Source organism: Mucilaginibacter phenanthrenivorans (genome assembly GCF_024721155.1).
Taxonomy (GTDB): domain Bacteria; phylum Bacteroidota; class Bacteroidia; order Sphingobacteriales; family Sphingobacteriaceae; genus Mucilaginibacter; species Mucilaginibacter phenanthrenivorans.
Genome location: NZ_JAHVAP010000007.1, coordinates 1 through 23,927, shown reverse-complemented (window position 1 = coordinate 23,927; position 23,927 = coordinate 1). Strand labels below are relative to the sequence as shown.

Genomic DNA, 23,927 nt, shown 5'->3' with positions numbered 1-23,927 from the left:
TTCAACTAATCACTATTTTTATTGCCAACTATGGCCGAGCACGAAATAATAAAACACACCCGCGAAATAATAAAGGTAGTTAAAAACCCTGGCGACCTGAAGCATAAAATTGGTGATACCATTTTGGAAATTGCCATTATTGTTTTTGCCATAACGCTTTCTCTTTTTGTGGAGCGCTACCGCGAGCACCAGCAGGAACAAACCCTTGAACATAATTTCCTGACCAGCCTGGTAGGCGATTTAAAGGGTGATCTGCTGCAGCTCCATAACGATTCGGCCAATTATGCCCGGATGAATAAAAGCTTTGCCTATTTGAGACAAGCCTACACCGGCAAAAAACTGAATCCTGATAGCGCCTTAAAGGCAGCCGAATATTTATACAATTCGGTTGAGTTTGTTCCATCAAACAGCAGGTATGAAGCGTTAAAAGCCTCCGGAAAGCTGGATGTTATTGAAAATAAAACACTACAGGTGGAAATAGTGAACCTCTATCAGCAAACCATGGCAGGTTTAATATTGTCGACCAAATCCTTCTCGGCCTTTAAGAACAAAATGAGCGATTACGCCGACTATAATATTGTGTTCACCAAAACGGGGAATAACATTCAACAGGTAATGGAAAGGCCGGTAACCTACAACCTGTTAAATAAGGCGGGGTTTATTAATAACATCATAGACCAATATCATCAAACTTCGGTAGAAGTAAGGAAGATTATTACCGAGATAGAGGAAGAAGAACATAAATAGTGATCTTTCAGTCCGAAAGTCGGAAAAGTCCGGAAGTCCGAAAGATAAAGAACAACGCTTCCTGCCATGAACTATGAACCATTAACTATCAACTAATATGGAATTTGGCCGTGTAACACCAGGGGAATTGATGGAAGTAGATTTTACACTGCCTCCCGATCCCGAATTAACTATAAAAACTTTGGCTTCGGCGAAAAGCGACCAGCCCTTACAGGTTCATGTTGGCTGTGCCAAGTGGGGACGTAAGGAATGGATCGGCAAGATCTATCCGCCTAAAACAAAGGACGCTAACTTTCTCGACGAATATGTAAAGCACTTCGACAGCATTGAGCTGAATGCCACCTTTTACAATATCTACCCGCCCGAAACCATTGCCAAATGGAAGGAAAAGGCGGCGGCAAATCCCAGCTTTAAGTTTTGCCCAAAGTTTTCTCAAAGCATCAGCCACATCCGCAGGTTAAAGAACGCGGACGAGATCACCACACAATATTACAATGGCATTATGGCCTTTGGCGATCAGCTCGGCCCGCTGTTTTTGCAGGTCGGTGATAATTATACCCCAAAAAGCCTGCCCGATCTAAAAATCTATCTGCAACAATTACCTAAGGATGTTCCCGTATTTTTAGAAGTACGGCACAAGGAATGGTTCGCCGTGCCTGAAACCCGTGATGCATTATTCAGTATGCTGCATGAGTTGAATATCGGCGCGGTAATAACAGATGCATCCGGACGGCGCGATGTAGTTCACATGGAACTGCCAACTCCCCATGCCTTTATTCGTTTCGTGGGGAACAGCCTCCACCCTACTGATTATGCCCGCTGTGACGAATGGGTAGAACGCATAGCCCAATGGCAAAAAATGGGCTTACAATCTGTTTGGTTTTTTATGCACCAACATGATGAACGGTATTCACCCGAATTAGCAGATTATGTAGTTGAGCAGCTTAACGAAAAGCTAGGTTTGAGCTTATTAAGGCCAACGTTTTTAGACAGGGATCAACCGGTATTATTTGACCTGGATTAATTAACCGGGATTAAGAGATTTAAAGTATTTACTTTTAAGTTCAATAGATCATCCGCGTGATTTATTAATCTAAATTTTAAATCCAAAATCAATCCCTCTAATCCATTAATCCCGGTCCTTATTGAGCCACCAACCCCGAGATCACGTTAATACTCAACGCCAGTATGGCTGTATTAAACGCAAACGACAACAGTGAATGGATCAAATTAAACCTGCGGATTTGCCTGGAACTGATGGAAACATCAGAGGTTTGAAACGTCATGCCGATAACAAAGGAAAAATATACGAAGTCAAGGTAATCTGGTTCGGGGCAACCGGGAAATTCCAGCCCGCCGATCTTCTTTATCTCGCCATCATCCGTGTTGGTATCATAATAAAGATGTGCATATAACAGCGTAAAGATGGTATGCACAAGCCACCACGATACCACCACCGCAAAAATAGAAAGCAGGATATGCCCGTTGACATTTGCCGCGTGCCCTTTAGCTGATTTTAAGAGTGAAACAATTGCACCCATGCTAGCTACTGCCGCGCAAATTACAAACATGAAGATCGCCGTACGACTCGAATCCTGGAGCTTGGCAATTTTGCGTACCTCCTTAGGATGCGAAGTAGCTATGATGATCCAGTCAAGCACAATAACGGTAAGGGCAAAGCTAATCCAGGTAAACAGCACCAACGATGGCAATGCAAAATGCGTCCGGATACAAAAAAACGTGATAGCAGCAACTGTCAGCGAGATCAGCAAACGATAATGCGCATCGAGGCGGTAAAAAAATCTTTTGTCGGGTTTTAGTGCTTTTGCCATAGGGGAATTTAGTAGAGTCGGTAAAGTCCGAAATCCGGAATACTATTAAAGGCCTAAGATATAAAGTTTTGAGAGAAGATTTAATCTTCTATAATTTCTGCCACGCGGCCCACCTGTCCATCTTCCAAACGCACCTTTATTCCCCGGGAGTGATAAGCCGAGCTGGTAAGCAGGTCTTTTACAATACCCCGTGTTAATTTGCCTGAACGCTGATCCTTTTTCAGGATGATTTCAACTTCAAGGCCAGGATATATGTCGCTTCTGTTTTGTCCGTTCATTAAAATTTCAATTTGTTATTTCTGAGTTCAAAAAGTTCTTCCGTAGTGAGTATATTGGTGAATCCTTTTGTCTTTAGCCCGTTAAATAGCTTTTTGTCTCCCGACCAAATCTTACACTTGAATTGCTTTGAATAAGCTACATACTGGATATCATTCGCGTCGATACCACGAACTAACTCATAAGCCTCACTCCAAAACTTATGATCTATCTGTTCTTCGGATATGAATGTAATTTCTTTACATACCAGGTATTCGGCTTCCTGCACCTGTTCAATAGTCAGTCCTGATATTGATTTAAGCCGTTCGTACTTCTCTCTTATTTCATACCTCAAAAATTCGGGAGCAATAAAACTGAATTGCTTTTTTGAGTTGATTAACAGGTCCCCAATTTTACCATGAGAATTCAATATGCCACTGAACACGATATTGGCATCGACTATAATCTTCACTTAATAAAACGAGATTTATTGGCCTCCCACCAGGAAGAATTAACTTCATCAGCAAGCTTATCTACTTCTGCTTGTTTTGCTTTAGAACCGGATGTAGCTTCGAGATATTTGAGATAGTCGATTAATCGCTGTAATCCAAACTTATCTATGGATTTGGATACAGTGATAGTAATATTGTTATTATCTGCGTTTTCAATCAACATATACAAATATAATAATTTACATCAGCAAATTTCAACTTTAAGGTTTTACCAATTTCTATATCCATCTCTTCCCCATTCAAAAATAAAAAGCTTCCAGCTATCTTAAAACAACATAGTTATTCCCCATTATAAATTTGCAGCGATGATTTTCTTAAACGCGGCCTCACCGTTAGGATCGGCTCCGTCAATTTCACCTACCAGTTTTCGTTTGTTGTTGATGAAATAAATCTTCGGAATAAACCCAAGATTATAAAGCGCTGTTAGATTATTTAAGTTTTTAGCTTCAATGTCGAGCTGCTGCCATGGCATCTTCTGAATTTCCAGCATTTGCTTCCATTTTGTTTTGTCCTTATCCAGTGATACGCTCACCATCCTGAAATTATTATTTTGATAGCCTGCATATATCTTTCTCAAAACAGGAATTTCCTGTTTACACGGCCCGCACCAGCTTGCCCAGAAAACTACCATGTTTAATTTTTTGGTTGTGTCGATCATTTCTGCCTGCTTTTCATCGATGGTTGTCAACAACGAATTTGGTATCAAACTAGAATCATCGGGACGCTGTTTCAAAAAAGCGGCAACGACTCGCCCTAAGTATGCTTGCTTTACCTCGTCATTAAACTCAGTATACAGGCTTTTTATTTCGTCGTTTTTTAAATAGAATCGCCAACTGTACAAGGCAAACATTGCCTGATAGGCATTAGGGTTATCGTGGATTAGTTTTTTTAACCTGCCAAGCTGCGACCTATGGCTTGTGCTGTCTTTAGTTATTCGGATAAATGGCAGGTAGATGTGCCTGAAATTAAAATCATTTTGTTCACCACTCTCTATTTTAATACCCGCATGCCTGTTTTTGGTCAGATCGCCTGAAAGCGTTGTTGTGCCGGGCTCAATATAAAAATCAACGAACAGGTCCGGCTTGTCTTTGTGTGGTGAATATGGGTTAATAATGCCCAGTTGATTTTTTGTATTACCGACGTCGGTAAACCCGATAAAGCCCATCTCAGGTTGAAATAGCGTATCAGTGTGGATCTTAAATTCGAAATGGTCGTTAACCACCTTTGCCGAATCAATTGCCGTGCTGCCAACCGGGAAGGTTTTATAAAGATAAACCTTAGTCGTATTTACGCCTTTTATATCTCCCTTGATAATTATAGTTTTCTTATCGGGATGACAGGCGGACAAAATGCCGATCAAAAAAAGACAGGTTACTTTTATAAAATTGATTGAGCGATGCATAGGTTTAGAATTGATATTGCAATTTACCTATTTAATTCATCTTTAAGAAACCAGTGCTGTTACGGCTTGCTCTACCTTCCCAAAATCAAAGCTGCCAACTATCTTGTCAAACGATGCAGTGATCTCGGCATTCATCAAATTGCCGATGCTGCCTTCATGGGTATGGTTAACCTGCTTGTCCGGGTTAAAATCGCCTTGTTCAATGGCATGGCCAACTTGCTTGTAAGCATCGCGGAAAGGCGTGCCGTTCAATACCATCCGGTTTACTTCTTCCACGCTAAACAGGTAGGCGTATTTCGGGTCATTCAGGATGTCTTTATTTACGGTGATATTTTGCAGCATAAAGGTTGCCATGTGCAGGCAGTTTTTCAAGTCGGTAAATGCAGGGAACAACAGTTCCTTTAGCAGCTGCAGTTCTCGGTGATAGCCCGATGGCAGGTTGGTGGTCATCATCGCAACATCAGTCGGCAGGGCTTGCAAACGGTTACATTTGCCACGCATGATCTCCCAAACGTCCGGGTTCTTTTTATGCGGCATAATACTGCTGCCGGTGGTCAGGGTATCCGGGTAGCTTACAAAAGCAAAATTCTGGCTCAAATATAAAGCTTGGTCCATTGCCATTTTTGCCAGCGTGGCAGCTATGGATGATAGGGCCTGCGCGATGATCCTCTCGGTCTTCCCCCGGCCCATCTGTGCATAAACTACGTTATAGTTAAGGCTGTCGAAACCCAACAAATTGGTAGTTAATGTACGGTTAAGCGGGAACGACGAACCATAACCAGCTGCAGATCCCAATGGATTTTTATTGGTGATCTTATACGCCGCCAATACCAGTTCCAGGTCATCTGCCAAACTTTCGGCATAAGCGCCAAACCATAAGCCGAACGACGATGGCATGGCCACCTGCAAATGGGTATAGCCCGGCAATAAAACATCTTTATGTTTTTCGCTCAATTCAATCAGCTGGCGAAACAGTTTTTCAGTTTCCTCAACAACTTCCTGCAGCTCATGACGGAAGAAGAGCTTCAAATCAACCAGCACCTGATCGTTACGTGAACGGCCGCTGTGGATCTTTTTACCGGCATCGCCAATGCGCTGGGTCAGTAACATCTCCACCTGGGAATGCACATCCTCAACCTCGGGCTCAATGGTGAAATTACCGGCTTCAATATCTTTGTAAATGGTTTTTAATTCCTGTTGAACCAGCTGCAAATCATCGGCATTCATCAAGCCAATACTCTCCAGCATTTGTGTATGTGCAAGTGAGCCAAGCACATCAAAGGCAGCCATCTGCAGGTCAAACTCACGGTCGCGGCCAACAGTGAAGTTTTCAACGAGTTCATTAACGGTAACTGATTTCTGCCAGATTTTTGCCATGGTACAAATTTAGCCCTCTCGTCATTGCGAGGAACAAAGCAAACTCTAAACTATACAGAGCGGCTCTGCAGATCGGGGTTTGCTTCGTTCCTCGCAATGACGGGCGGAGATATTCAAACTTACTTCTTTTGTATTACTTATTTCTTAAACAATGCTGCTTAGCATTTTAATATACAACTCAATCCCCTCTCTTACCTCATCCACATAAACAAACTCATCCGCGGTATGTGAACGCGCCGAATCACCGGGACCAACCTTTAATGATGGAATATCCAATAATGATTGATCTGATGTTGTTGGCGAGCCGTAGGTCGTTCTTCCCAAAGCAATTCCTGCCTGAACTATGGGGTGTTCCCTGTCGATTTTAGATGGCTTCAGGCGAATAGAGCGCGGGGTAACATCGCAGCTTACATGCTGGCGAATGATCTCCAATACTTCTTCATTGCGATAAGCATCAGTCACCCGAACATCAACTGTAAAAGTACAGCTTGCAGGCACCACGTTATGCTGTGAACCGGCATTAATAATGGTTACCGACATTTTTATCGGCCCAAAAACTTCCGACTCATTTGGAAAGCGGAATGTTCGGAACCATTCAATGTCAGTTAATGCCTTGTAAATAGCATTGTCGCCCTCCTCGCGGGCGGCATGGCCGGCTTTGCCGTGAGCCACGCAATCCAATACCATCAGGCCGCGCTCGGCAATGGCTAACTGCATCAGGGTAGGCTCTCCTACTATTCCAAAATCAAGCGGACCAAGATCCGGGATGATCAGCTCAAGTCCGTTTACACCGGAGATCTCTTCTTCTGCAGTAGTAGCCAGGCAGAAGTTATATTTTAAGTTTTCCTTTTCATAAAAATAAAGGAAAACGTTGATGAGCGATACCAGACATCCACCTGCGTCATTGCTGCCCAAACCGAAAAGCTTGCCATCTTCAATTTTGGCATCATAAGGATCGCGGGTATAGCCGGAGTTTGGTTTCACCGTGTCGTGGTGCGAATTAAGCAGGATGGTAGGCTTAGCCGCATCAAAATGCTTGTTCCATGCCCAAATATTATTCAACTTTCGGTGGGTTATCACGCCGTGACCCTGCAAAAACTTTTCAATAACATCGGCAGTCAGGTTTTCTTCCTTGCTGAATGAGGGGATGGCTATGAGTTGCTGCAACAGGTTTATGGCCTGTTCATATAATGTGTTTATTTCGATCATAAGAATGTGGCTGCAAAATTAACTTTTTTCCAAAGCAGACGGGGAAAAATCTATAATTGTGACAGCGAAACAGGATCAATTCCTAAAAAACGTTGGAATTACGAGAGCAAAACGCCCTTTTACCCCTGATAAAAATTTCGATTACGAGGGTAAGGCAGGTTTTGCCCCTGTTAAAATTTTGGATTACGAGAGCAAAATGATTTTCACTCCTGATAAAATTTCGCGTTACGAGGGTATAACACCTTTTGCCCCTGATAAAATTTTAGATTACCATGGTAAACAGCTTTTCACCCCTGATAAAATCAATCCGATAAATTTATTAAAACATTGATTTACAGATATTTAAATAAAAACAGGTGAAATTAAGCTAAAGATTCGCCCAAATGAAACTTCCTGATGCCGGAGAATGATAAGAAAAGAACTACCCTTAAGGGCGTTTACAAATATAAGATTTTTTCCCCGGATTTGAAAATCAAACAACTTATTCCGGTACCAGCGCAGGCCGTTGACCTGCGTTGTTAAATTTCGCCCTTTCAAGGCTTGGCTTTCTCATATAACTTTGCTCCCCTGACCCTGGATGGGTCTAATTTGTCAGCGCAGGTCGCAGGCCTGCGTTAAAATGTACAATTAAAAATATTGTCTAATCCGTCTTAGTGTAATCTTAAATTAAACATAGAAAAATTTACAAGTAGACTCTGCCCCGTCATTACATTTTTACATGTCACCCCTACATTTCAGCCTTATAAATCCCTATTATTGCGGCTGAAACTGAAAAAACTGACCATGAAAAAAACACTCGTACTTGCGGCGATTTTATCTGCCATAATTATAAAATCTGCCGATGCGCAAACCACCAGCAGAACCTACAAACACGGCGGCTATACGCTAACCCTCACCAACAACGATGCAACGCTTGATACTGCCGAGTTAACCCGCCTTGTAAAAACATTCTACATCGTTTACCCGGAGCTGGCTAAGGAATACAACCCTGCAACGCTTAAGGATGTAAAAATGGCCGTTGATACCAGCTATAAAGGTGTTGCCGCTACCGCCGATGGTAAAGTTACCATTGCTGCAAGCTGGCTGCACAAACGTCCTGAAGACATTGACGTAGTAACCCACGAAGTAATGCACATTGTACAGGATTACGGCGAAAGCGTTGGACCAGGCTGGCTTACAGAGGGCATTGCCGATTACGCGCGTAACCAGTTCGGCGTAAACAACGCTCCTGCCAAATGGACTTTGCCTGACTTTAAACCAACCCAAAACTATGACAACGCCTACCGCGTTACCGCTCGTTTTTTAGTTTGGATAGAGAAAAAAGTTAAACCGGGCCTGGTAAAAGAGATGGATAGCCAGATGCGGAAACATACGTATACCGATGCCTCATGGAAAACGCTAACCGGCAAAACGGTTGACGAGCTTTGGAAAAGCTACAGCGAAAATCCGGCTATTTAAATAAAATCATGTTGTCATTGCGAGGAGAAACGACGAAGCAACCTCCTCGCAATGCATATTCGCCAAGCAAGTATTATACTTTTCTATTCGATCTGTAACCGACGAGGTTGCCACGCTGCGCTCGCAATGACAAATTTTTAATAATAAAGCATCAATCCTCAATCTTCGAATGCTTGTGCGTGTCATTCATCGTGATGTACAGGATGAGTGATAACGCTATGCAGATGGTAACATACCAGTAAAACCACTCCTGGTGATGGTCGGTTTTAAACCATAATGCAATATATTCAGCTGTGCCACCAAAAAGAGATACAGCTATAGCGTATGGAAACCCAACCCCTAAAGCCCGCACATTAGCAGGAAATAGTTCAGCTTTAACCACCGCATTTATCGATGTATAGCCGCTGACAATGATCAGCGCGCACATGATCAGCGCAAAGGCTATCCAGACATCTTTGGTATGGCTTAAGGTGGCAAGGATTGGAACCGTTGTCAGCGTTCCTAAAATCCCGAAACCTATCAATAAAGGCTTACGCCCGATCTTATCTGATAACAAACCAAATACCGGCTGCAACAACATAAATACCACCAGCGTAAGCGTAGAAATTAACGTGGCGCTGGTTTTTGAGAACCCCGAGGTATTCACCAAAAACTTTTGCATGTAGGTGGTAAACGTATAGAAAGCAACCGTGCCGCCAACCGTTAAACCTATTACGGTGAGCACCGCCCTCGGATGTGCCGCCAATGCTTTAATAGTTCCACGGTTTGAGCGGGTTTTAGTATCCGGTTCATCTAAAATTACCGATTCCGTCATACTTCGCCGCAAATACATTACCGTTATAGCAAGTATCGCTCCTACCACAAACGGGATGCGCCAACCCCAGGCATGCAGCTGCTTATCGGTTAAAAAAGCCTGCTGTAATAAAACCAGCACACCCAGCGCCAAAAGTTGCCCCATTATGAGTGTTACATATTGAAAGCTGGAATAAAAGCCACGGTGCTTTTTGGTAGCCATTTCGCTAAGGTAAGTTGCACTGGTACCATATTCGCCGCCAACACTCAGGCCTTGGATAATCCGCGCCAACACCAAAATTATCGGTGCTGCTACCCCGATTTGCTTATACCCCGGTGCGATAGCGATGATCAGCGAGCCTACGCTCATCAGTAATACCGAAAAGGTAAGCGCTGCTTTACGCCCCCGCCTGTCGGCATAAGTCCCCATTACCCAGCCGCCAATCGGCCGCATTAAAAAGCCGATGGCAAAAATGCCTGCGGTGTTTAGCAACTGTACCGTTTCGTTTTCCTTCGGAAAGAACGCAGCCGAAAAGTAAAGGGAAAACGCGGTATAAACATACCAGTCATACCACTCAACAAGGTTACCTAATGAGCCGCCGATGATGGAGCGGATGCGTTCGCCGGTTGTTTGGGGGGTGGTGATGGCTTTTGTTTGCATATAGCTTTGTAGTCGGATAAAGCTATCATTTTTAACAGGATTATCATAATTCCCGAATTGTCCTGCGATCTTTATGTGTAAATTAGTACCTATAATTTTCCGGCGATGAGTGGAAATTTTAGCTATTTTAGCCTGTATAAAATCATTGATCATAATAAAAAATGGATGAGAATTTCAAGTTCCGTGCGACGATGAAATCGGACGAAGAACTTCATGAATATGTGGATAACCGGGAGAAATATTTGCCGGAATCTGTTGAATCGGCAGTTGAAGAATTGCAAAACAGGGGTGTAGTTTTTTCGGACGAAGAATTAAAAGTGATTGCTGAAGATATGCAGGCCCGCCGGGAACTTGCCGGCACGCCGCCAACCAGCCCGAGTCTATTTGCATTTTCAGACATTAACAACCAGATCGACGATCCTGATGCGCCGGAATTTTATTCGAAACGTGCCATATACGTATTCTCTATTCTTTTTAGCGTCCTGTTTGGTTCAATAATGCTGGCTATCAATGTAGCCAAAACGCCAAAAAGCAGCCGGGCGGCCCTGGTAGCACTGTTTGGACTAGGCTATACAGCTTTGACCATCGTCATTGCTGAGCTACTCAATTTACCTGCCGGCGCAGGAATTGTTATCAGCATACTGGGTGGCTATATCTTAAATGCATTTTTCTGGAATAAATTTATAGGCAACGATACACTTTACAGGTTAAAACCTATCTGGGTCCCTTTAACTATCGGTCTTGTTATAGCTGGCGGACTACTATTTATTATATTTAAATACGGTACAAAATGAAAAAATTCTTATCCCTCACCTCGTTTATGCTGCTGGCGATACTGTCCTGCCACAGCCAGCAAAAAGGCATCCCATACGGCAACAACCCTGCCGCCGGTAAATATTACAACATCCGCGGTATTAAAATGTACTGCGAGGTTTATGGCGAGGGGAAACCGTTGCTGATGATCCATGGCAATGGCGGAAGCATCTCGGCGTTCAGCAAAAACATTCCCTTTTTCGCCAAAAAATATAAGGTGATCGCGGTGGATAGCCGGGCGCACGGCAAATCCATCGACACGAAGGATTCCCTGAGTTTCGAAATGATGGCTGACGATTTTTCGGCCCTGCTGGATACCATGCATATTGATAAAAGTTATGTGCTTGGCTGGAGCGACGGTGGTATCAACGCTATACTGCTTGCCATGCGTCACCCGGATAAAGTGATAAAATTTGCCTCAACCGGCGCCAATTTGTGGCCCGACTCCACAGCTTTAACACCCGCAACCTGGAAGGATATGCGCGATTACTATGGTAAAAACAAAGACACCAAATGGACCACGCCAAAAGAAAAAAACGACTGGAAGATCTTCATGCTCGACTGGCTGCAACCCAACGTAAAGCTATCTGCCCTAAAAGCCATTACGTGCCCGGCACTTATCATCTGCGGCGATCGTGACCTGATCCCGATTGAGCACACTGCACAAATTTATGAGAACATCCCCAAAGCGTATATGTGGGTAGTACCACATTCAGGCCATGGTACGCTGATTGAGCATACGGAAGACTTCAATAAAAAAGTGGATGACTTTTATATGCACGAATCCTTTTAAGCCTGTTACCTGTTAAAGCTCCAGGTGTTTTCTTAACGGCTGCGGATCGTCTGCCGGCCAGGGGGTATATTCGTTATCGATAACATCGCCTATCTCGTCGAGCGGGATGATCTCGGTACCGAAAAGATGCTGGACCCGTTTCCAGATCCCGAAATCGTTTTTGGCGATGATGTGACAGGTAGCGTAATTAAAAACGCTGAAAAAGTAGTTATCGCCGCTGTTGCGGATAACCCGGTAGGTTTGGTCGTTTACTGTTATCTCTATTGCTTTCATATTGTGATGCAACAAAGCTATAGGCTAACACCATGTAATACAAATAATTACAGGGGGTATTATAACCCATTTTTAAAGGGTGATTTAACGGGGTGCGGTTGGGGTGATTTAAACAAGGTCTCTCTCTTGTCATTGCGAGCGCAGCGTGGCAACCGCGAACTTTGCAACGCGTACAGAAAGGTTTGGGACTTGCATCGCGGTCGTGTATAGTTCGCGATTGCCTTGTTCCTCGCAATGACAAATGGGCTATTTATTCACCATTTTCATCGCCCCTTCAGCATACCGCGGCCCGGTATTTGAAAATTTATCCATCACGCTTTGAATATCCTGCAAATCGCCGGCAGACAAATCAACATCAACACAACCGGCATTCTCCCGCAGGTATTTTGTTTTTTTAGTTCCGGGAATCGGGATAATGTCCTCGCCCTGCGCCAGCACCCAGGCTAACGCCAATTGGGCAGGCGTGCACTCTTTTTTCGCAGCAAGTTCGGCAAAGGCCGATGCGAGGTTACTGTTGTTCTCCTTGTATTCATCAGCAAAGCGCGGCAATGTTTTGCGAAAGTCGCCGCTGCCAATCTCATCCAGATTTAAGGTATTCGTTATTAAGCCGCGCGAAAGCGGACTGAAAGGCACCAGCGAGATCCCCAGCTCCCTGCATACCGGCAGGATCTCATTTTCCACATCGCGGGTTAGTAAGGAGTATTCACTTTGCAATGCCGCTATCGGGTGAACAGCGTGAGCCTTACGGATGGAGGCAACCCCGGCTTCTGAAAGGCCCAGGTAACGCACCTTTCCCTCCTTTACCAGTTCGGCCATAGCACCTACCGTTTCTTCAACAGGTATATTGGGGTCGATGCGATGGGCGTAATACAGGTCGATGGTTTCAATCTTTAATCTTTTCAAACTTAGCTCAACGGCCTGTTTGATATAAGCCGGTGAACAATCAACATACGATCCTGCCCCGCCTGGCATACCGCTGCTGTTTTCCTTTTGCCTGAAGCCAAATTTGGTAGCGATGAAGATTTTGTCGCGGTTGGCCGAAAGCACTTTCGATACCAACTCTTCATTTTTGCCATTGGCGTACACATCGGCAGTATCCCAAAAGTTAATACCGAGATCGATGGCAAGGTTCAATGTGGCAATTGATTCCTCATCGTTAAAAGTTCCGTAGCCATGGTTCATACCCATGCAGCCCAATCCTATCGCCGATAATTGCTCACCGGTTTTTCCAAGTTCCCTGAATTTCATAGTAAGATTTTTTACAAATATACGGGGCCTAAATCCTCTCCAAAGGAGAGGACTTTAACTTCGCTCTTTTACATTTTATTTTAAGCCCCTCTCCTTTTGGAGAGGGGTTTGGGGTAAGGCTTGATTACTGATCCCGGCCCAGCAAACTCAGCATAAATGCATATTTCAATGCAGTAAGCTTCTGCCTGTCGAATCGTCCTGAATCTCCGCCATGCCCGGCACCCATATTCACTTTAAATAAAACAGGATCGGTACCGGTATTGTTTTCACGAACTTTTGCCACCCATTTCGCCGGTGAAAAATAAGGCACTTGTGTGTCATTCAATCCGCCCGTTGCAAAAATTGCCGGATACTTTGCCTTCTTCACGTTATCATATGGCGACCAGCTCAGCATATAATCATAATAATCCTTCTGGTTCGGATCGCCCCATTCCTCGTATTCAAGCGTTGTCAGCGGCAGACTGGTGTCCAGCATGTCGCTAACAACGTCCATCCAGGGTACTTCGGCAAGTACGCCACGGAAAAGGTCGGGCCGCAGGTTGATGATCGCTCCCATTAGCATACCACCGGCGCTTACACCATTTGCAAACAATTTATCGGGCAATGAATATTTATTATCAACCAAATATTGGGCGCAATCCACACAATCAGTAAACGTATTCTTTTTGTGGAACAGCCTGCCTTGTTCCTTGTACCAATAACGGCCCATCTCCTGCCCGCCACGGATATGAGCGATAGCATAAACAAACCCGCGATCGAGCAAACTAATTACGGCACCATTAAAAAACGGGTCGGAATTTGCTCCGTATGAACCGTAGGCATACAGCAACATCGGGTTGCTGCCATCCTTTTTAAACAGGCTCTTTTTATAAACTACTGATACCGGCACCATTACACCATCCCGGGCTTTCACCCAAATTCGGTCGGTTTCGTAAAGTTCAGCCTGGTAACCGCCGCCAACATGCGCCTGTTTAAGCAAAATCTTTTCCTTAGTTGCCAGGTTGTATTTAAATTGTGTAGTAGGTGTTGTTAGCGATGTATAGGCATACCGGATACTGTCAGAATTGTAGTTATCAGTAGATGAGCTCATCGCTGCCATATAAGCGTTCTCCTTAAAATCAACATAATACGACGATCCGTTTTCCCTGTTGATCACCCTGATCTGCACCAGCGCCTTTTGCTGGTATTGGCATACAAAGTATTTTTTCAGGATAATGGTGTTGGTCAAAAAAGCGTCAGGCATGGTTGGAATTATGTCCTTCCAGTTTTCAACGCCGGGATGTGCTATTGGCGCAGTTACCAATTTAAAATTTTCAGCCTTGTAATTTGTGCCGATATAAAAAATATCGCCACCATGGTATTGCGCGGAATACAACACATCCTTCAACCTCGGCTGGATCAACACTGTGCCGGCCGCCGGGTTTTGGGAATCGATATACCTTACTTCGTTGCTATTTTTGCTGGTGGTGTTAATAAACACGAAGCGGTTATCGTCAGATGTACGAACATCCACCGCGAATGTGCTGTCCTTTTCAGTATAGATCTCCTTGTCCGTGGCAGGATCAGTACCCGCGGTGTGCTTCATCACCTTGTAGCTGCGCACAGTAGCATCGTTGAGGGTGTAATATATTGTTTTTAAATCAGCGGCCCAGGCATAGCTGCCGTCTGTATTGCCGATAACTTCCGGTAAAAATGTACCGTCAGAAAGGTTTTTAATATGCAGGGCGCTTCTGCGGCTTCCGGTTGTGTCCGCCCCCAATGCCAGCCATTTACCGTCCTTACTTATTGCAGTTCCGCGAACCAGGTAGATCTTATGTCCCTTAGCCTCGGCATTTTCGTCGAGATAAACCTCCTCCGGAGCGGTTTGGGTTAATTTTTTGCGGCAATGAAGCGGATACTGGCTGCCGGCTTCGTAGCGGACATAATACCAATAGCCATTTTCCTGCACAGCCAGCGATTGAAATTTTTGTTCTATCCGTGCCACCAATTCGTCATATATCTTTTTTTGAAGCCCTTCAGTAGGTTTCAAATAAGCTGCGGTATAAGCGTTTTCCTCTTCCAGGTGTGGAATCACCGCTGTGTCCTTAGGATTATTGAGCCAATAGTAATCGTCTGTGCGGGTATTGCCATACTCGGTAAATACCTTAGGTACTTTTTTAGTTTTAGGGGCAATTAATGTTTGTGCATTGGCTGAGAAATAAATACCTGCGAAAACTAAAAATAAATATTTTTTCATGTGATTGTCAGTTAACGGGTTAGGTTATAAATATAATAATATGTTTTAATAATATTCGGCTGTTTGGTTTAAATGGCGCTGAGTAAACCCACCCAACAATGCGTCGCCTGTAGGCCTGTCTTTGCTTGCGCCGAAAGAGGCAAAAGACGATTTTACATTAAATTTTTACCGGTTATTGCTCTTACGACACGTTTTTACCATCCAAAACCGTATCTTTCACCCCCTCAAATCACCCAATTGTCAAAATACATGTTTAAACATCTTTTTTTAGCGCATGCGTAATTCTTTGTATTACATTTGTGACAAAGAAATTTAAAACTCTAAAAAGACAAAAACAATCATGAAAAAATTAATCATTTTAGTTGCAGTTGCCTTAATAAACACAGCGGCATTTGCACAAACTACCTGGAATTCTGACAAAGCGCATTCAAAACTTCAGTTTACCATTACTCACTTAGCAGTGTCTGATGTTGACGGCTGGTTTAAAGATTTTTCTGCTACCATCGTTTCTGCAAAACCAGATTTCAGCGATGCTAAATTTACCTTAACAGTAAACACTGCTTCCATCAACACTGAATCAGATCAACGCGATGGCCACCTTAAATCTGCTGATTTCTTCGATGTTGCTGCTTACCCAACAATGACTTTCGTTAGCACAGGTATCAGCAAAACTGCTACTGCTAATCACTATAAATTAAACGGTAACCTTACTTTACATGGTACAACCAAGGCAGTAAGCCTTGACTTGTGGTACCGCGGTACCATCACTAACCCAATGAGCAAGGCTGATGACGCCGGCTTCCAGGTTACTGGTACCATCAAACGTTCTGACTTCGCTTTCGGCAGCAAATTTGGCTCGCCAATGTTAAGCGACGAAGTTGCCATCAAAGCTAACGGCGAATTCGCAAAAGCTAACTAATTGTTAAAGATTAGAAATTGGTTAATTAGAGATTAGTTAACCTCCAAAAAAACAGCGCTCCGGATACCGGGCGCTGTTTTTTTATTTTAATTTTTATTTGCCAGCTTCTGCGTAGCTTAACAAGCATTTTCTCTTGACTCTTGACTCTTGACTCTTGACTCCTGACTCCTGACTCTTGACTCTTGACTCCCTCCTGCTTCCCAACCACAAACTTTTTACATCCTCCAATAGTGTATCTCCTACACAACTCCTATATTTGATTAACCAATATATCCTATCCTCATGAAAAAACTGTTACTGCTGCTTTTACTGTCGTACTCCTTCTGCGCATCAGCCCAGGAAAAAAACATTTACCACAAAGGCTGGGTTGATTTTAACAAGAATGGCAAAATGGATGTGTTTGAAGATCCGTCACAGCCGATTGACAAACGTGTTGAAAACCTGCTGAGCCTGATGACAGTTGAGGAAAAAACCTGCCAGCTGGCTACCCTTTATGGTTACAAAAGGGTTTTAAAGGAAGAAATGCCAACGCCATCATGGAAGAACGAAGTTTGGAAGGATGGGATCGCCAATATCGATGAGGAGTTAAATAACCTCACCTCCAAAACAGATGATGCACCTACGCAATATTCATATCCATATAGCAAGCATGCAACAGCTATAAACACCATTCAAAAATGGTTTGTTGAGGAAACCCGCATGGGCATCCCGGTTGATTTTACCAACGAGGGGATCCACGGCCTCAACCACGACAGGGCAACTTCGCTCCCCGCCCCTATTGCCATTGGCAGCACCTGGGATAAGGCATTGGTACGCCGCGCCGGGCAAACCGTAGGCATGGAGGCAAAAGCTTTAGGCTATACCAATGTGTACGCACCAATATTAGATGTGGCCCGCGACCAGCGCTGGGGCCGGGTGGTTGAAACTTATGGCGAAAACCCATTCCTGATCGCAGAGTTAGGCAAGCAGATGACGCTCGGAATACAGGAGAAGGGCGTTGCATCAACCTTAAAACATTTTGCTGTTTACAGTATGCCGAAGGGTGGACGTGATGGCGCTGCCCGCACCGATCCGCATGTGGCGCCGAGGGAAATGTACCAGTTGTACCTCTACCCCTTCCGCCGGGTGATCGAGGAAGCGCACCCGCTTGGCGTAATGAGCAGCTATAACGACTGGAACGGCGAACCCATTACCGGCAGCTATTATTTTTTAACCGAACTGCTGCGTCAGAAATTTGGATTTAACGGCTATGTAGTGTCAGACAGTGAAGCTGTTGAATACCTGTATAGCAAGCACCACGTGGCCGGCAGCATCCAGGAAGCCGTTCGCCAGGCCTTTGAGGCAGGATTAAACGTGCGTACCAATTTCAGTATGCCACAAACTTATATAATGCCGCTGCGCGAACTTTACAAGGAAGGCAAGATCAGCATGAAAACACTTGACTCGAGGGTTGGTGATGTGCTTAGGGTAAAAATGAAGCTCGGTTTATTTGATGATCCGTATGTAAATGATCCAAAGGCTGCCGATAAAATCGTACACAGCGAAGCATCTTCGGCAATGGGTTTACAAATGAACCGCGAGGCGATGGTGTTGTTAAAAAACCAGGATAATTTATTGCCGCTTAACAAGGCATCCATAAAAAACATATTGGTAACCGGTCCGCTGGCTGCCGAGAAAAATTATGCAACCAGCCGTTACGGACCATCGCACAACCACGTAACCAGCGTACTTGAGGGCATAAAAGATTATGTTGGTACCGGCGCAACAGTAACTTATACCAAAGGCTGCAACATAGTTGACGCCACCTGGCCCGAAAGTGAGATTATGGAAACCCCGCTAACCGCACAGGAGCAAGCTGATATCGATTCTGCAGTAACCGCCGCCAAAAAATCAGACGTGGTGATTGCTGTTGTAGGTGAAGATGTAGAGCGGGTGGGTGAAAGCCTTTCGCGCACCGGATTAAACCTGCCGGGCCGCCAGTTAAAATTGATCCAGGCCTTACAAGCCACCGGCAAACCGGTAGTAATGGTGATGATAAACGGGCAGCCACTCACCATAAACTGGGAAAATAAATTTGTACCTGCCATATTGGAAGCCTGGTTCCCGGGCCCCGAAAGCGGTAAGGTGATAGCCGAAACCTTATTTGGCGATAATAATCCCGGCGGAAAACTTTCTATCACCTTTCCGAAAACTACCGGTCAGCTTGAATTTAATTTTCCGTTTAAACCGGGCTCCCAAGCCGGGCAGGGCGGTGCAAACAGTTGGGGAAAAACCAGCGTTAACGGCGCACTATATCCGTTCGGCTATGGTTTAAGCTACACCACCTTTGCATATGATAACCTGCAGGTATCGCCCGAAAAGGAAAACCAGCAGGGCGATATCACAGTAACTGTTGATGTAACCAATACCGGCCAGCGCAAAGGCGATGATGTGGTTGAGCTTTACCTGAAACAAGAGATCAGTAGCGTAACCGTTTATGAATACGACCTGCGCGGCTTCGAGCGCATCAATCTCAACCCCGGGGAAAAGAAAACAGTGACCTTTACCCTGCACCCGGATGACCTGGCCATCCTGGATAAAAACATGAACTGGACGGTTGAGCCGGGAAAATTCCAGGTGATGATCGGGCAGTCATCGGAGGATATAAAGTTGAAGAAAGAGTTTGAGGTGATGAAGTAGGTTTGATTTCGGAGGGCTGATGTTAGATTTCGGATTTGTTTTTCGTCTCCGCAGGGTTTTCTCTTCGGAAAACCCTGCGTGTATGTTTGGTATGAACTAAACCCTGCGCACTTATACCTACCCCTTCAACAACAATGCTGTTACAAAGACAATATTTTTTGATTATTGGCCGATTTGCCGGCATTGTACCGCGCAGATTGGCAAGTTACACCGCGTGCATTATTAAAATATATTTAACTGATAAACAATCACTTAAAATAAATTTAAATCTCTTTCCCGTGAATACTGTCACACTTACAGTTTTTTTAGCGTCAATTTATTGACGTAAGGTAAACGCTGAATTTTTAATAGGAAAACGTTTTTTGATAGCTTTGTAGTGTTTTTGACGTATGTAGCATGCCTTGTATGTCGTTACATTTTTTTTAATTTTAGAAGATTAAATATTATAGTCGCTGCCGCGTCAGCAGGAAAAGCCAGAAAATCAGATAATTGAATGGAAGTTAAGAACAAAAGTGTGAAGGGCAGCCAGCTAAAACACATGATAACAAAATGCCTGTATTTTAATAAGGCAATGTCATGCGCAGAACTGGCGGAGTTATTTGATAAAAGTATTCCATCAATTGCCAAGATAATTAATGAATTGATTGATGAGGGTTTTGTAGTGGAACAGGGCTACGCCCCCTCAAGTGGCGGCAGGCGACCATTGATGTACGCCATTAACGCCGATGCCATGTATATACTGGCCATAGCCATGGACCAGATGAACACCCGCATTCAGTTGTTCGACCTGCGAAACCAGGCGGTTGCTGAAATGATGATGTTTGAATTGAAGCTTGGCGGCAATGATCAGGCTTTAACCACTTTGGTTGAAAACATCAACCTGTACCTGGAAAACTGCGGCGTACTTAAGGATAAAATTACAGGCATAGGCATAGGAATGCCCGGCTTTATCGACCCGGTTAAGGGTAAAAACTATACTTACCTTAACAGCGGTGAGCGCAGCTTGTCTCAATATATTTCAGAAGAAACCGGCTTACCAACTTACATAGATAATGACTCCAGCCTGATAGCCCAGGCCGAACAGAAATTCGGCATAGCCAAATCGCAAAAGGAAGTGATGGTAATAAACCTGAGCTGGGGGATTGGTTTGGGAATGATAGTGAACGGCGAGTTGTTCAGGGGCCGTAACGGTTTTGCGGGTGAGTTTAGCCACATCCCGTTGTCGGAAGATGGCGCACTTTGCGAATGCGGTAAACGCGGATGTTTGGAAGCTGAGGCCTCCATGTCGGTGGTATTGGAAAAGGCAATTGAAGGGATTGAACAGGGCCGTATTACCAGCCTTAAGCTAACAGACAACGAAAAAAGCAAGCAAATGGTTGATGCCGTAATGAACGCAGCAAATAACGGCGACCAGTTTGCTATTGAGCTATTTTCTGATTCAGGCTACAAAATAGGGAAAGCGCTTGCGATACTTATCCATATCATGAACCCGCAGGTTATCGTGTTGAGCGGTCGTGGAGCAAAGGTTGGCAAAATCCTGCTGGCGCCAATTCAACAGGCTTTACATAAATATTGTATTCCACGTCTTTCGGGCGGTACCGAACTACTGATCTCCGACCTCGGCTTCGATGCTGAACTTATTGGCGCAGCCATCCTGGTAATGGAAAACTTTGACCAGGAAGTAAAAAGTCAGGTGGTGACAAATTAATCCGAAAAGCCAATAAAAATTGCGTCCGATAGATGATTTCTTCCTGCAAAAAAACGAGCCTGTAAAAGGCTGCCTTCAGTTTTTACGGGATTTGATACTCAACCACGACAAAAACATAACCGAAGCCTGGAAATATGGCATGCCGTTTTATTGTTACAAGGGCAAAATGTTTTGTTACCTGTGGGTTCACAAAAAAACACATAGCCCGTATATCGGGATTGTTGAGGGCCGAAAGATAGAGCACCCTTTGCTTGTAATTGAAGATCGCGCCCGGATGAAGATAATGCAGCTTAATGCAGGGGACGACATCCCGGTCGAAACAATTAAGGCGATCCTGAAAATGGCGATCGATATTTATAGTTTTTGATTATCCTTGTCCATGCAAATAAAAAGAATATCCGCTTCAGAATATAACCTCGTTATCGCCTTGTTTAACAGCTATCGCGTATTTTACAAACAAGAGCCTGATCTTGCCCTTGCCGAAAGCTACATAAAAGCACGCCTGCAAAATAATGAATCGGTTATTTTTGTGGCGATGGTTAATGAAGAACCCGCCGGATTTACTCAGTTGTATCCCCGCCTTTCATCAGTTAGAGCGGCGAAGAACTGGTTACTTAATGATCTGTATGTAGATGAAAAACATCGCAAACTAGGTATTGGCGAGGCCCTTATAAAGGCAGCAATGGATTTTGCCCGGAATGACGGTGCTACGTTTGTTGTGCTGGAAACCGCTGTTGACAATTACACCGCTCAAAGCCTTTATGAAGCAATTGGTTTTGTAAAACAAAAATCCGACGGATCGTTTTTTACCTATCAAATTCAACTCTAATAATTCATCTATCCCAATAAACAAAACATGCAAAAGCCCGATAGCCTGATATTCGACATGGACGGAACCCTTTGGGATGCCGTTGATACCTACGCCGAATCGTGGAACCTGGTATTTAATGAATTGGGAATTGATATAACTGTTTTGCGGGAGCAGGTGCTGAAAATGGTAGGTATGGAAGCTTCAAAGGTGACAAGCAGGGTGATGCCGGATTTTGACGATGAAAAACGCCGGGACATGTACAAAATTGTAAACGAAAAGCGCCGGGAATTACTGCCCGTAAAGGGCGGCATTTTATACCCGGGTGTAAAAGAAGGATTAAAAAAACTTGCAGGAAAATATCAACTGTTTATCGTTAGTAATTGTGATAAGGGCATCATCCCGTTATTTATTGAATGGGCGGGTATTAATGAATACATAACCGACGAACTTGCCCATGGCGTAAACCTTATGCCGAAGAACCATAACATTAACCTATTGGCTGATAAACACGGCCTCAAAAAGCCCGTTTACATTGGCGATACCGCAGGCGACGGCCAGGAAAGCCGGAAGGCAGGAGTCCCGTTTGTGTTTGTTAGCTATGGCTTTGGCGAAACCGAAGACTACGACGCGAAGTTTGATGATTTTGACTCGCTTACTGATTATTTTATGAGCCTTGAGTAAAACGTTTTAATAGTTTTTTACCAATGTAAAGCCATTTGTTTTTGCAACATCCTTCAATCTGTCAACTAAGGCATATTTGTGGTAACAGCCTACAATAACCGCAATATTTTTACCCGGATATTTACGTGCATAGGTAATAATATTGTGCGCCATGGTATCATTTCTCAAATCCCAAAAATCTGCATCTTCTTTAGCAAACGGGTACCACGTTTTTAAGTCGTCATTATTTTTAATGAAAGCCACCTGACGCTGATAAAGAAGATTTTGCCGGCTAGAGGCAACGTCCATATACGCTTTTGAGTTAATATCATTAAGCTGCATATAGCCGTAATTATTCAGGATTTGTGTAGCGCTGCACAGAGAGCTGGTTATAAACCAGGTAGTATCGTTCATCATGTTGTTTTTGAACAGGCTGTCTATTACCTTACCCATCTGGTTTTCTTTGGCAAAAGTTTTATGTTCGGTGTAATACTTATTGCGGTAAACAACATCTATTGGCCTCAGCACGGTACCGGCATTGGCCTGACGATAAGATTGCGCTGTGCCAGATTCCAGCGACATTTTTCCCGGATCCCTCTTAAAAATCCCATTATTGTCCATTAATGAAGTATCCAGCTCAAGGAGAATTACATCGGCCTTGAAATCTTTGAGCGCCTTCAACAATGTGTCTTTAGTAATATACTTGGTTGGGGTATGTACCGAGCCCAGGATCATTACACGTGTTTGTGCGCTGGACGTTAAATAACAGAAAAATAGCAATAAGATCAGTTTGATACGGTTCATTTGAAGCGATAATTTTCACTAACAGACAGCTAAATTTACAGTGTGTGACATAAAAGTTTTCATTTCTTCCAGCCTGCTGACATAGGGCTGTCATTAGCGCATAGTTTATTTGAATAAACAATTAAACATAAACGCTATGGATATCATCCCAATGTTATTAAAGGAAATGGAGCAGGAAGCCCAAACCACCCGTAAAATGCTTGAACGCATTCCGAATGACAAGCTTGACTGGCAGCCACATGTAAAAAGCATGACCATAAGGCGGCTGGCTACGCACATTGCCGAACTACCATCATGGGTTAGCATGACCATTTTAACCGACCATCTTGATTTTGCCGCCAGTCCATATATTCCAAGCCCTGTAAGCAATTCAGCGGATCTTTTGGCCCTGCTTGAAAAATCGCTTGCTGAAGCCCGGACTGAACTGGAAAAAACCAATGAAGAGGAACTGTTAAAGGACTGGACGTTGCGCAACGGCGACCAGGTTTACAGTGTATCGCCCAAAATAGATATCATCCGCATGGCATATTGTCAAACCGTGCACCACCGCGCTCAGCTTGGTGTTTTCTTGCGCCTGTTAGATGTGCCGATACCCGGAAGCTACGGGCCGAGTGCAGATGATGCCGAATTTTGACAGGTACTTTTAAACTTGCCTTTAGATTAGCTTCAACAAGAATTAATATGTTATTATTATTGTTGAAGCTTTCTTTTTGCTTCTTTTTCTTTGTTAATAACACT

24 protein-coding genes are annotated in these 23,927 nt (G+C 44.0%); 12 read left to right on the top strand and 12 right to left on the bottom strand.

What is annotated here, in order from left to right:
- The first annotated feature begins 30 nt into the window (after positions 1 to 30).
- Positions 31 to 747, top strand: a complete 717-nt coding sequence (locus KXD93_RS17670) for a hypothetical protein (RefSeq protein ID WP_258138645.1) — start codon at positions 31 to 33, stop codon at positions 745 to 747.
- A gap of 97 nt (positions 748 to 844) precedes the next feature.
- Entirely contained in the window at positions 845 to 1,771 is a 927-nt protein-coding gene (locus KXD93_RS17665) for a DUF72 domain-containing protein (RefSeq protein ID WP_258138644.1), read from the top strand.
- Positions 1,772 to 1,889: 118 nt separating this feature from the next.
- Here the strand turns inward: KXD93_RS17665 and KXD93_RS17660 are convergent, their stop codons facing one another.
- The 7 genes from KXD93_RS17660 to KXD93_RS17630 all read right to left on the bottom strand — a co-directional run bounded on the left by KXD93_RS17660 (position 1,890) and on the right by KXD93_RS17630 (position 7,334).
- On the bottom strand, positions 1,890 to 2,579 hold the full coding sequence (locus KXD93_RS17660; protein ID WP_258138643.1) for a DUF1345 domain-containing protein: 690 nt from the start codon (positions 2,577 to 2,579) through the stop codon (positions 1,890 to 1,892).
- An 80-nt stretch (positions 2,580 to 2,659) separates the two neighbouring features.
- A complete protein-coding gene (locus KXD93_RS17655) occupies positions 2,660 to 2,857 on the bottom strand; it encodes a YwbE family protein (RefSeq protein ID WP_258138642.1) in 198 nt (65 codons plus the stop codon).
- On the bottom strand, positions 2,857 to 3,306 hold the full coding sequence (locus KXD93_RS17650; RefSeq protein WP_258138640.1) for a PIN domain-containing protein: 450 nt from the start codon (positions 3,304 to 3,306) through the stop codon (positions 2,857 to 2,859). The genes KXD93_RS17655 and KXD93_RS17650 overlap by 1 nt, the downstream gene beginning before the upstream one ends.
- A complete protein-coding gene (locus KXD93_RS17645; protein ID WP_258138638.1) occupies positions 3,303 to 3,509 on the bottom strand; it encodes a hypothetical protein in 207 nt (68 codons plus the stop codon). The genes KXD93_RS17650 and KXD93_RS17645 overlap by 4 nt, the downstream gene beginning before the upstream one ends.
- 126 nt (positions 3,510 to 3,635) lie before the next feature.
- The gene (locus tag KXD93_RS17640; protein WP_258138636.1) at positions 3,636 to 4,748 is read right to left on the bottom strand and encodes a TlpA disulfide reductase family protein; all 1,113 of its coding nucleotides are present in this window, start codon (positions 4,746 to 4,748) and stop codon (positions 3,636 to 3,638) included.
- Positions 4,749 to 4,790: 42 nt separating this feature from the next.
- Positions 4,791 to 6,125 (bottom strand): argininosuccinate lyase, encoded by a 1,335-nt coding sequence (gene argH, locus KXD93_RS17635; protein WP_258138635.1) that lies wholly within the window; start codon positions 6,123 to 6,125, stop codon positions 4,791 to 4,793.
- Positions 6,126 to 6,269: 144 nt separating this feature from the next.
- Positions 6,270 to 7,334: a M20 family metallo-hydrolase gene (locus tag KXD93_RS17630; protein WP_258138634.1), complete on the bottom strand. Its 1,065-nt coding sequence runs from the start codon at positions 7,332 to 7,334 to the stop codon at positions 6,270 to 6,272.
- 783 nt (positions 7,335 to 8,117) lie between these two features.
- Between KXD93_RS17630 and KXD93_RS17625 the strand changes: the two genes are divergently transcribed.
- A complete protein-coding gene (locus tag KXD93_RS17625) occupies positions 8,118 to 8,792 on the top strand; it encodes a basic secretory protein-like protein (RefSeq protein WP_258138633.1) in 675 nt (224 codons plus the stop codon).
- 151 nt (positions 8,793 to 8,943) lie between these two features.
- On the opposite strand, the gene KXD93_RS17620 is transcribed toward KXD93_RS17625, so the two are convergent.
- Positions 8,944 to 10,398 carry an MFS transporter gene (locus KXD93_RS17620; RefSeq protein WP_308726293.1) on the bottom strand — a complete coding sequence of 485 codons (1,455 nt, stop codon included), beginning with the start codon at positions 10,396 to 10,398 and terminating at the stop codon, positions 8,944 to 8,946.
- Between the two features lie 8 nt (positions 10,399 to 10,406).
- On the opposite strand from KXD93_RS17620, the gene KXD93_RS17615 reads away from it, so the two are divergent.
- Positions 10,407 to 11,039, top strand: coding sequence for a hypothetical protein (locus KXD93_RS17615; RefSeq protein ID WP_258138632.1), 633 nt, complete (start codon positions 10,407 to 10,409; stop codon positions 11,037 to 11,039).
- Entirely contained in the window at positions 11,036 to 11,851 is an 816-nt protein-coding gene (locus KXD93_RS17610; RefSeq protein ID WP_258138631.1) for an alpha/beta fold hydrolase, read from the top strand. The genes KXD93_RS17615 and KXD93_RS17610 overlap by 4 nt, the downstream gene beginning before the upstream one ends.
- 12 nt (positions 11,852 to 11,863) lie before the next feature.
- On the opposite strand, the gene KXD93_RS17605 is transcribed toward KXD93_RS17610, so the two are convergent.
- The 3 genes from KXD93_RS17605 to KXD93_RS17595 form a co-directional block, all read right to left on the bottom strand.
- Positions 11,864 to 12,124, bottom strand: a complete 261-nt coding sequence (locus KXD93_RS17605; protein ID WP_258138629.1) for a hypothetical protein — start codon at positions 12,122 to 12,124, stop codon at positions 11,864 to 11,866.
- A 246-nt stretch (positions 12,125 to 12,370) separates the two neighbouring features.
- Positions 12,371 to 13,372 (bottom strand): aldo/keto reductase, encoded by a 1,002-nt coding sequence (locus tag KXD93_RS17600; RefSeq protein WP_258138628.1) that lies wholly within the window; start codon positions 13,370 to 13,372, stop codon positions 12,371 to 12,373.
- Between the two features lie 124 nt (positions 13,373 to 13,496).
- Positions 13,497 to 15,608 carry a S9 family peptidase gene (locus KXD93_RS17595; RefSeq protein ID WP_258138627.1) on the bottom strand — a complete coding sequence of 704 codons (2,112 nt, stop codon included), beginning with the start codon at positions 15,606 to 15,608 and terminating at the stop codon, positions 13,497 to 13,499.
- 340 nt (positions 15,609 to 15,948) lie between these two features.
- Between KXD93_RS17595 and KXD93_RS17590 the strand changes: the two genes are divergently transcribed.
- From KXD93_RS17590 to KXD93_RS17565, 6 genes are all read left to right on the top strand, one after another.
- The gene (locus tag KXD93_RS17590) at positions 15,949 to 16,527 is read left to right on the top strand and encodes a YceI family protein (RefSeq protein WP_258138626.1); all 579 of its coding nucleotides are present in this window, start codon (positions 15,949 to 15,951) and stop codon (positions 16,525 to 16,527) included.
- Positions 16,528 to 16,809: 282 nt separating this feature from the next.
- A complete protein-coding gene (locus KXD93_RS17585; RefSeq protein ID WP_258138624.1) occupies positions 16,810 to 19,206 on the top strand; it encodes a glycoside hydrolase family 3 N-terminal domain-containing protein in 2,397 nt (798 codons plus the stop codon).
- 493 nt (positions 19,207 to 19,699) lie between these two features.
- Positions 19,700 to 20,914 (top strand): ROK family transcriptional regulator, encoded by a 1,215-nt coding sequence (locus tag KXD93_RS17580; protein WP_258138622.1) that lies wholly within the window; start codon positions 19,700 to 19,702, stop codon positions 20,912 to 20,914.
- Positions 20,915 to 20,933: 19 nt separating this feature from the next.
- On the top strand, positions 20,934 to 21,281 hold the full coding sequence (locus KXD93_RS17575; RefSeq protein WP_258138621.1) for a DUF1801 domain-containing protein: 348 nt from the start codon (positions 20,934 to 20,936) through the stop codon (positions 21,279 to 21,281).
- A 12-nt stretch (positions 21,282 to 21,293) separates the two neighbouring features.
- Positions 21,294 to 21,743, top strand: coding sequence for a GNAT family N-acetyltransferase (locus tag KXD93_RS17570; protein WP_258138620.1), 450 nt, complete (start codon positions 21,294 to 21,296; stop codon positions 21,741 to 21,743).
- Positions 21,744 to 21,770: 27 nt separating this feature from the next.
- Positions 21,771 to 22,406, top strand: a complete 636-nt coding sequence (locus tag KXD93_RS17565) for an HAD family hydrolase (protein WP_258138619.1) — start codon at positions 21,771 to 21,773, stop codon at positions 22,404 to 22,406.
- A 6-nt stretch (positions 22,407 to 22,412) separates the two neighbouring features.
- On the opposite strand, the gene KXD93_RS17560 is transcribed toward KXD93_RS17565, so the two are convergent.
- The gene (locus KXD93_RS17560) at positions 22,413 to 23,189 is read right to left on the bottom strand and encodes a hypothetical protein (RefSeq protein ID WP_258138618.1); all 777 of its coding nucleotides are present in this window, start codon (positions 23,187 to 23,189) and stop codon (positions 22,413 to 22,415) included.
- 136 nt (positions 23,190 to 23,325) lie between these two features.
- Here KXD93_RS17560 and KXD93_RS17555 point away from each other — a divergent pair, with 136 nt between their 5' ends.
- A complete protein-coding gene (locus KXD93_RS17555; RefSeq protein WP_258138617.1) occupies positions 23,326 to 23,823 on the top strand; it encodes a DinB family protein in 498 nt (165 codons plus the stop codon).
- Positions 23,824 to 23,927: the final 104 nt, after the last annotated feature.

Coding starts and splice junctions, on each gene's coding strand:
- KXD93_RS17570 (WP_258138620.1), top strand. CDS start 21,294: ATGCAAATAAAAAGAATATCCGCTTCAGAATATAACCTCGTTATCGCC.
- KXD93_RS17600 (WP_258138628.1), bottom strand. CDS start 13,372: ATGAAATTCAGGGAACTTGGAAAAACCGGTGAGCAATTATCGGCGATA.
- KXD93_RS17655 (WP_258138642.1), bottom strand. CDS start 2,857: ATGAACGGACAAAACAGAAGCGACATATATCCTGGCCTTGAAGTTGAA.
- KXD93_RS17620 (WP_308726293.1), bottom strand. CDS start 10,398: ATGATCAATGATTTTATACAGGCTAAAATAGCTAAAATTTCCACTCAT.
- KXD93_RS17585 (WP_258138624.1), top strand. CDS start 16,810: ATGAAAAAACTGTTACTGCTGCTTTTACTGTCGTACTCCTTCTGCGCA.
- argH (WP_258138635.1), bottom strand. CDS start 6,125: ATGGCAAAAATCTGGCAGAAATCAGTTACCGTTAATGAACTCGTTGAA.
- KXD93_RS17660 (WP_258138643.1), bottom strand. CDS start 2,579: ATGGCAAAAGCACTAAAACCCGACAAAAGATTTTTTTACCGCCTCGAT.
- KXD93_RS17565 (WP_258138619.1), top strand. CDS start 21,771: ATGCAAAAGCCCGATAGCCTGATATTCGACATGGACGGAACCCTTTGG.
- KXD93_RS17640 (WP_258138636.1), bottom strand. CDS start 4,748: ATGCATCGCTCAATCAATTTTATAAAAGTAACCTGTCTTTTTTTGATC.
- KXD93_RS17590 (WP_258138626.1), top strand. CDS start 15,949: ATGAAAAAATTAATCATTTTAGTTGCAGTTGCCTTAATAAACACAGCG.
- KXD93_RS17670 (WP_258138645.1), top strand. CDS start 31: ATGGCCGAGCACGAAATAATAAAACACACCCGCGAAATAATAAAGGTA.
- KXD93_RS17555 (WP_258138617.1), top strand. CDS start 23,326: ATGGATATCATCCCAATGTTATTAAAGGAAATGGAGCAGGAAGCCCAA.
- KXD93_RS17580 (WP_258138622.1), top strand. CDS start 19,700: ATGGAAGTTAAGAACAAAAGTGTGAAGGGCAGCCAGCTAAAACACATG.
- KXD93_RS17615 (WP_258138632.1), top strand. CDS start 10,407: ATGGATGAGAATTTCAAGTTCCGTGCGACGATGAAATCGGACGAAGAA.
- KXD93_RS17610 (WP_258138631.1), top strand. CDS start 11,036: ATGAAAAAATTCTTATCCCTCACCTCGTTTATGCTGCTGGCGATACTG.
- KXD93_RS17595 (WP_258138627.1), bottom strand. CDS start 15,608: ATGAAAAAATATTTATTTTTAGTTTTCGCAGGTATTTATTTCTCAGCC.
- KXD93_RS17605 (WP_258138629.1), bottom strand. CDS start 12,124: ATGAAAGCAATAGAGATAACAGTAAACGACCAAACCTACCGGGTTATC.
- KXD93_RS17560 (WP_258138618.1), bottom strand. CDS start 23,189: ATGAACCGTATCAAACTGATCTTATTGCTATTTTTCTGTTATTTAACG.
- KXD93_RS17645 (WP_258138638.1), bottom strand. CDS start 3,509: ATGTTGATTGAAAACGCAGATAATAACAATATTACTATCACTGTATCC.
- KXD93_RS17625 (WP_258138633.1), top strand. CDS start 8,118: ATGAAAAAAACACTCGTACTTGCGGCGATTTTATCTGCCATAATTATA.
- KXD93_RS17665 (WP_258138644.1), top strand. CDS start 845: ATGGAATTTGGCCGTGTAACACCAGGGGAATTGATGGAAGTAGATTTT.
- KXD93_RS17630 (WP_258138634.1), bottom strand. CDS start 7,334: ATGATCGAAATAAACACATTATATGAACAGGCCATAAACCTGTTGCAG.